The organism is Methylobacterium sp. P3_A11, from assembly GCF_056403155.1.
Genome location: NZ_JBFUGA010000175.1, coordinates 1 through 7015, shown reverse-complemented (window position 1 = coordinate 7015; position 7015 = coordinate 1). Strand labels below are relative to the sequence as shown.

Annotated in this window: 7 protein-coding genes; 4 read left to right on the top strand and 3 right to left on the bottom strand. The window is 71.8% G+C overall.

What is annotated here, in order from left to right; all coding sequences use genetic code 11:
- Window positions 1-356 precede the first annotated feature (356 nt).
- Window positions 357-1619, bottom strand: a complete 1263-nt coding sequence (locus AC1DXK_RS29520; RefSeq protein ID WP_457108063.1) for an alpha/beta hydrolase — start codon at window positions 1617-1619, stop codon at window positions 357-359.
- 292 nt (window positions 1620-1911) lie between these two features.
- Between AC1DXK_RS29520 and AC1DXK_RS29515 the strand changes: the two genes are divergently transcribed.
- Window positions 1912-2097, top strand: coding sequence for a hypothetical protein (locus AC1DXK_RS29515; protein ID WP_457108062.1), 186 nt, complete (start codon window positions 1912-1914; stop codon window positions 2095-2097).
- Window positions 2098-2114: 17 nt separating this feature from the next.
- Here the strand turns inward: AC1DXK_RS29515 and AC1DXK_RS29510 are convergent, their stop codons facing one another.
- Together AC1DXK_RS29510 and AC1DXK_RS29505 are read right to left on the bottom strand one after the other, a co-directional pair.
- Entirely contained in the window at window positions 2115-3755 is a 1641-nt protein-coding gene (locus AC1DXK_RS29510; RefSeq protein WP_457108061.1) for an acyl-CoA synthetase, read from the bottom strand.
- Between the two features lie 79 nt (window positions 3756-3834).
- Complete coding sequence (locus AC1DXK_RS29505; RefSeq protein WP_457108060.1) at window positions 3835-4395, bottom strand: PAS domain-containing protein; 561 nt, start codon at window positions 4393-4395, stop codon at window positions 3835-3837.
- 370 nt (window positions 4396-4765) lie between these two features.
- Here AC1DXK_RS29505 and AC1DXK_RS29500 point away from each other — a divergent pair, with 370 nt between their 5' ends.
- The 3 genes from AC1DXK_RS29500 to AC1DXK_RS29490 all read left to right on the top strand — a co-directional run.
- Window positions 4766-5413 (top strand): division plane positioning ATPase MipZ, encoded by a 648-nt coding sequence (locus tag AC1DXK_RS29500; protein ID WP_457108059.1) that lies wholly within the window; start codon window positions 4766-4768, stop codon window positions 5411-5413.
- A complete protein-coding gene (locus AC1DXK_RS29495; RefSeq protein ID WP_477299612.1) occupies window positions 5397-5735 on the top strand; it encodes a ribbon-helix-helix domain-containing protein in 339 nt (112 codons plus the stop codon). Before AC1DXK_RS29500 ends, AC1DXK_RS29495 begins: the two co-directional genes overlap by 17 nt.
- 455 nt (window positions 5736-6190) lie before the next feature.
- The coding region (locus AC1DXK_RS29490; protein ID WP_477299613.1) for a septal ring lytic transglycosylase RlpA family protein at window positions 6191-7015 on the top strand (825 nt) is incomplete at its 3' end.

Below are 7015 nucleotides of genomic sequence, written 5' to 3'. Positions count from 1 at the left end.
GTCCTGCGCCAGGGCTGCGACCGGCGCGGCCTGCGCCAGGACGGCGAGCGAGGCGCCGGCGAGCAGGGTGCGCAGGGTGCGCAGGGTGACGCGCCGGACGACGCAGGGGAGGGGTTGGGCGGCTCTCATGGTCTCTCGCCGGATGCGACGCTGCGGGCAGCCGGCCGCGTTCGCCGGACTCGTCCCCGACGCCTCAAGCGGGCTGTTTAGAATTGTGATAAACTACTGTAATACTTGATGTTTCTCCGACCCGGACTACGGACAGCCGGGCGCATCCGCAAGCGGCCTTCACGCGGAAGGCGACGGCTGTTGCCGTTGCGACACGTATCGGTGAAGTGGGAGGCGGCGCCCCGGGGCTACCGCAGGCGCCCCGCGAGCCAGCCGGCCAGGACGTCCGCGACGGCGTCGCTGTTCGTCTCCAGCATCATCATGTGGCCGTTGCCGTGGAGGTCCCGGTCGGCCAGCCGGATCACGTCCGGCTTGGCGCCGGCCTGGGCCAGGAAGGCGATGGTGCACTCGTCGTAGGTGGCGTGGAAGGAGGCCTCCGCGGTCACCACCACGGTGGGCACCTTGGCGAGGTTCGGCAGGGTCCGGGCGGGCTCGCCCTGCAGCCAGCAGCGGATCCGCCCGTCCACCGCCTTGCCGTCGGATCCCTTGGCCTGCTGCGCGACGGCCAGGTCCTCGGGCGCCTTGACCGGCGGGTCGAAGGTCAGCGGCATGCGGGTCAGCCCGTAGGCGCGGGCGCGCCCGTCCCCGGTCTTCTCCCAGAAGTCCTTGCCGCCGCGGAACTGCACGTCGAAGAAGGGCGGCCCGTTGGGCTCGACGGCGACGTGCGCCTTCACGAGGTCCGGCCGCGCGTCGGAGACCGCCCAGCCGAACAGGGCCGCCTGGCCGTGGGTCAGCAGGATCGCCGGCCCGATCTTCTCGAGCAGCGCCGTCAGCGCGGGGTCGACCAGCTCCTCGGTCTGCTGGCTGTTGGCGAGGAACGGGACCTGGCTGGCGAAGAACTGGTCGAAGGCGGCGTTGCCCTGCACGCCGGCCCCGCCCGGCCAGCGGGTGTGCAGCTTGGCCTGGGGATACAGGTCGTAGACCTCGGGCGCCGTGTGGGTCCGCTCCAGGCTGCGGGTGCCGAGCCGGTCGTAGGGACCGTAGACCTCCGGGTTGGTGCCCGAGCGCCCGCGGCCGACCTGATCGACCACGTAGACCTGATAGCCCTTCTCGACGAAGCGCTGCACCCAGCCCGGCCGGCCGTCCGCGGTGGCAAGGTAGTTCACGCCGGTCTGGGCGAGGCCGTGGACCATCACCACCGGATAGGGTTGCGTGATCCGGGCCGGCGTGCGCGACTGCACGAACATCTGGCCGACCATCACGGTCTTGTCGCCGAGCTTCTCGTAGCGGCCGCCGATGTAGGCGTAKCCGGCGCGGGTCACCGGCTCGGCCGGCGCCGCGGCGGGCGGCTGCGCCTGGGGCGATTCCGAGGGCGGCGCGGCCTGGGCCGTGACCGGCGGCGGCTGGACCGGCACGGTTCCCTGGGCCAGGGCCGGTCCCGCGGCCAGGATCAGCCCCTGAACGGCGAGCAGCGCCGCGCGGGCGCCGTTCGCGATGCCGCTTCCGGCCATGCCGTCTCTCTCCCGGATGCGCGCCGCTCCGCGCGGGCGCTTATTGCGGGAAACGCAACGTTCGGCCAGCCTGGAAAGCTGCACGGGTCCGGGCGCGACGGCGGCCAGCCGGCCGGGGAAGCGTCGCGGTAACCAGGATCACGGCCGAGCCCGGCCCCGGACGCATGCCAGGCGCGACCGCGGCGGCGCTGGCGCGGGGCGGGCGGCGCGACCACCTTGGAGAGGCACCGGCGCCGTCTGCGGCGCCCCCCGCCCGGATGGCCCGCGCGGGGCGAAGCCAAGGACTCCCGCCGTGGATCCCGCAACCGCCAAGACCCTGGTCTCCGCCGCCCTGGTCGCCTCCATCGCCGTGTTCAGCCTGATGTCGCTCCAGGATGTCGTCGCCCTGATCCTGGCCGACCTGCGCGGCGCCGGCTCCGCCCCGGAGGCCGCCCCGGTCCCGGTCCGCGCCGACCGCCGGGACCCGCCRCAGGCCTGACCCGGCCCGCAGACCGGTCAGGCCCCGTCGTCCTCCCGGGCGCGGGCGCGCAGGAGGTATTTCTGCACCTTTCCGGTGGAGGTCTTGGGCAGGTCGCCGAACACGACGTGGCGCGGGAGCTTGTAGGAGGCCAGGCGCCCGCGGCACCACTGGATCAGCTCGTCGGCGCTCGGGCTCGCCCCCGGCTTCAGCTCCACGAAGGCGCAGGGCGTCTCGCCCCATTTCGCGTCGGGCTTGGCCACCACCGCGGCGGCGGCCACCGCGGGATGCTTGAACAGGGCATCCTCGACCTCGATCGACGAGATGTTCTCGCCCCCCGAGATGATGATGTCCTTCGAGCGGTCCTTGAGCTGCACATAGCCGTCCGGGTGCTTCACCCCGAGGTCGCCGGTGCGGAACCAGCCGCCCTTGAAGGCGGCCTGCGTGGCCGCCGGATTCTTGAGGTAGCCGCGCATCACCACGTTGCCGCGCATCATCACCTCGCCGATCGTCGCCCCGTCGGCGGGCACCGGCTCGAGGGTCTCCGGGTCGCGCACGTCCAGCCCCTCCAGCACCGGGTAGCGGACGCCCTGGCGGGCCTTCTTGGCCGCCCGCTGGTCGGCCGCCAGCGCGTCCCAGTCGGCGTGCCAGGCGTTGACCACGGCCGGACCGTAGCTCTCGGTCAGGCCGTAGAGATGGGTCACCTCGAACCCGGCCTCCGACATGCCGGCCAGCACCGCCTCCGGCGGCGGCGCCGCGGCGGTGAAGAAGGCGACGCGCCGGGGCAGGTCGCGGCGCTCGGCATCGGGGGCGTTGATCAGCATCTGCATGACGATCGGGGCGCCGCAGAGATGCGTGACCCCGTGCTCGGCCATCAGCCGGTACATCGCCTCCGCCCGCACGTGGCGCAGGCAGACATGGGTCCCGGCCACGATCGACAGGGTCCAGGGGAAGCACCAGCCGTTGCAGTGGAACATCGGCAGGGTCCAGAGATAGACCGGGTGCTGGCCGAGCCCGCCCGTGATGACGTTGCCGAGCGCCAGCAGCGCCGCCCCGCGATGGTGGTAGACCACGCCCTTCGGATCGCCGGTGGTGCCCGACGTGTAGTTCAGGGCGATCGCGTCCCACTCGTCGTCCGGCAGACGCCAGTCGTGCTCCGGGTCGCCCCCGGCCAGGAACGATTCGTAGTCGGTGTCGCCGAGGCGCGCGCCCGGGCCGCCATAGTCGGGGTCGTCGACGTCGATGACGAAGGGCTTGGTCTCCAGGCCCTCCAGCGCCGCGGCGGCCGTCCGGGAGAATTCGCGGTCGGTGATCAGCACCTTGGCCTCGCCGTGCTCCAGGCAGAAGCGGATCGCGTCGGCGTCGAGGCGGGTGTTGAGGGTGTTGAGCACCGCCCCGGTCATCGGCACGCCGTAATGGCACTCGACCATCTCGGGGGTGTTGGCGAGCAGCGCCGCCACGGTGTCGCCGCGGCCGAGCCCGCGCGCCGCCAGGGCCGAGGCGAGGCGGCGCGCCCGGGCGTAGAGGTCCCGGTAGGAGCGCCGCAGGGGGCCGTGGACCACCGCCACGTGGTCGGGAAAAACCCGCGCGGCCCGGTCGAGGTAGAGCAGGGGGGTCAGCGGCTGGTGATTGGCCGGGACGCGGTCGAGGTCGCGGTCGTAGATCGTGTCGCGGGCCATCCCCGTCCTCCCGGCAAAGTGTTGCCGGGACAGTAGCTGGCCGGGACGGGCGCGATCAATCGGGCGGCCGCCGGCGTCCTCAGTGGCGCGGCTCGTCCTCGGGCTCCGGCAGGAAGCGGGCGAGTTCGAAGCCGATCTCGATCATCAGGTGCTCGATCCGGTCGGTGAGCGCCGGCCGGTGCAGGGCGCGGGCGAGGTCGCGCAGGGCGATGATGTGCTCGGCCATCCGGTTCACCACCCGCTCGCTCTGCACGAGGTTGGCCGCCTGCTCCTCGGTGCGGTCGATGGCGATGCCGCGCCCGCGGGTCGCCCCGCCGGCCGGGTCCCGCTCGATCCGGCCGCGCATCAGCAGCGTGCGGATGCCGGTCCGCGTGTCCCGGGTTCGGAACTCCGCCTCCACGGGGCCGCCGGTCTCGGCCACCGCGTGCAGGTAGCTCTCGATCCGGATGCGATCCTCGGGATGGGTGCGGTCGAGGAAGGCCTCGAGGGACACCCCGGCGGCGGCGGTCTCGGGGTCGAGGCCGAGCAGACCCGCGAAGGAGGCCGACAGCGCCAGCTGTCCGGCCCAGTAATCGTGAGCCCAGGTGCCGACCACGCCGGAGGCCTCCAGAATCGATTGCGGGATCGGGGCTTCAGCCATGCCATTCCTCGCCGGAGCGACCGGGGTGAGTAAACTTGAGGTTTTCACCCCCGGCAAGCTCCTGGTATCTGCGCGGTCACGCTACGGTATCCTGGCGGCGCTGGAAAGGCTGTTAACCTCTTATCGATCGCGAATCTTAACTTGAAGTTTAGGTGGATGTCCTGTCGCGGGTCCGGAACCGAATGACCGGGCGGGCTCTGGTCTTAACGATGCGTTAACCATGCCGGCGTCACGTTGTGCCGGGACATCCTTGGGTCACAGGATCGCGGCACGCCGCGACTCGCATACCTGAGGTTTGAACGGACGGCGCAGCGACAGGCGGTCGCGAACGCCCGGACGGATGTACGGGGCCTTCTGGAGGACGCCCAGGATGAAAGCGATCACCTTCGTCACGCAGAAGGGCGGCAGCGGCAAGAGCACGCTGTGCATCTCCCTGGCGGTGGCCGCCCGGGAGGCGGGCCACACGGTCTGCATCCTGGAGATGGACCGGCAGGCGACGATCTCCGACTGGCTCGACCACCGCACCGCCGACGGTCCGGAGGTGGCGCAGATCGACGCCACGCAGATCGACGCCGTGATGGAGCGCCTGCGCGACTCGGCCTACGACTACGTGTTCATCGACACGCCGGGGGTCGATTCCACCGGCACCCTCTCGGCGATCCGCGCGGCGGACCTGTGCATCATCCCGTGCCGGCCGACCCCCGCGGACCTGCGGGCGTTCAAGCCGACGCTGGCCGCCGTCTACCGGCTGGAGAAGAAGTTCGCCTTCGTGCTGAACCAGACTCCGCCGCGCTCCTACCGGGTCCGCGACGCCGCGGACGGACTGGCGGTGCTCGGCATCCTGCCCGACGTCAACATCGTCGCCCGCGCCGACCATCAGGACGCGATCGGCCTCGGCCAGGGCGTCACGGAATTCAACCCCAAGGGTCAGGCCGCCGGGGAGGTCCGCCGCCTCTGGTCCTGGATCGAGCGCCGCACGCAGTCCCTGAGGTCGGGTCAGCATGTCCAAGCCGCCTAAGCTCAGCCTCGCGGCGATCGTGGCCTCGGCGAACCCGCAGGTGAATCCCCTCGCCCGATCCGCGCCGGGGGGCCGGCCGCAGGGTGCCGAGATCGTGTCGCTGACCCTGGCGCCCCCGGCGCCGAAGCCCGCGGCCACGCTCAAGCAGCGCGCCCGCCAGATGTCGGTCTACCTGGAGCCGCCGGTCTACGACCAGTTGCGCGACCTCGCCTATGCCGAGCGGACCAAGATGCACGCCTTGATCCTGGAGGGGCTCGACCTGCTGTTCAAGCAGCGCGGCGCCCAGTCGATCGCGCAGCTGACGGAGACGCCGCCGCGCTGAGGGAGATCCGCGCCGGCAGGCGGAGGGAAGCGGAGGGCGAGCGATCGGAGACCCGCGCCTGGCGGAGTTCGGGTCCCCGCGCCTGACGAGAGGCGGACAGGGGCAGTGAGGGTGGCCGGCTCGCGCGCCGGGCACGCGCCGACCGCGCCGCGGTGGCGCGCCCCGTCCCGAACCACGGCGCGAACATTGTGGCCCATGGCCGGGGCGGGATCCGCGCGATGGCGGATCTCTGATTTCTTACAACTTAACAGATAGTTGTTCGATTTTTCTCATCAAATGCACGAGATCCTCGGCTCCCTCTGGCGCAGGATCTGAACCCCGACGGCCGCCGTCGTTCAGGCTTCCTTTACGCGACCGCTACAATTCTGGGTGGACCCGGTCGCGGTCCTCTGGACGCGGGCGGGTCCGGTCCGGTTCCGGACCCCGGTCACGCGTAGAGTTTGGTGAACCCCACGATGGTGCGCACGACGCTCCCCAGGCCGGCGCGCCTCGCCCTGCGGCTCATGGCCATCTCGGGCGTGGCCCTGGCCACGGCCAACTGCGCGACCTCGCCTCAGCAGAAGMTCGCCGCCGGGAACGGCATCGACCCGAAATATGGGGTCAAGGCGAGCCCGCGCCTCTACAACGAGGGCGACGCGATCCCGAAGGGCGGCGGGCGCCGCTATACCGGCAAGCCCTACGTGGTGGCCGGGCAGACCTACGTGCCCAAGGAGAATCCGAACGGCTACGTCCGCGAGGGGCTCGCCTCCTGGTACGGCTCGGCCTTTCACGGCCGGATGACCGCCAACGGCGAGGTGTTCGATCGCCACTCGATCGCCGCCGCCCACCCGACCCTGCCGCTGCCGAGCTACGCCCGGGTGACGAATCTCGACAACGGCTACTCGATGGTGGTGCGCGTCAACGACCGCGGCCCCTACCATGCCGGGCGCGTCATGGACGTGTCCGAGGAGGCGGCCGATGCGCTGGGCTTCCACCGCAAGGGCACCGCGCATGTCCGCGTCGAGTATGTCGGCAAGGCCTCGGTGGCCGGCAGCGACGACCGCAAGCTGCTCGCCAGCCTGCGCACCGACGGGCGCCCGGCCGGCCGCTCGACCGTGATGATGGCCGATCTCGGCCCGACGGAGGACACCGAGCGCTTCGCGCGCTCCGCCCCGGCGCCGCTCGCCTTCCGGCCCGCCCAGGATTCCGCTCCGGAGCCGGCCGAGGCCCCGGCCGCGCGGCCCGAGCGGCCGACGCCGGTGCGCGCGCCGATCGTCCTGGCCTCGGCCGCCGTGACGGTC

What these genes read in the sequence shown, in the direction of transcription:
- AC1DXK_RS29510 (WP_457108061.1), bottom strand. Translation starts at nt 3,755, where the DNA reads ATGGCCCGCGACACGATCTACGACCGCGACCTCGACCGCGTCCCGGCC.
- AC1DXK_RS29505 (WP_457108060.1), bottom strand. Translation starts at nt 4,395, where the DNA reads ATGGCTGAAGCCCCGATCCCGCAATCGATTCTGGAGGCCTCCGGCGTG.
- AC1DXK_RS29500 (WP_457108059.1), top strand. Translation starts at nt 4,766, where the DNA reads ATGAAAGCGATCACCTTCGTCACGCAGAAGGGCGGCAGCGGCAAGAGC.
- AC1DXK_RS29495 (WP_477299612.1), top strand. Translation starts at nt 5,397, where the DNA reads ATGTCCAAGCCGCCTAAGCTCAGCCTCGCGGCGATCGTGGCCTCGGCG.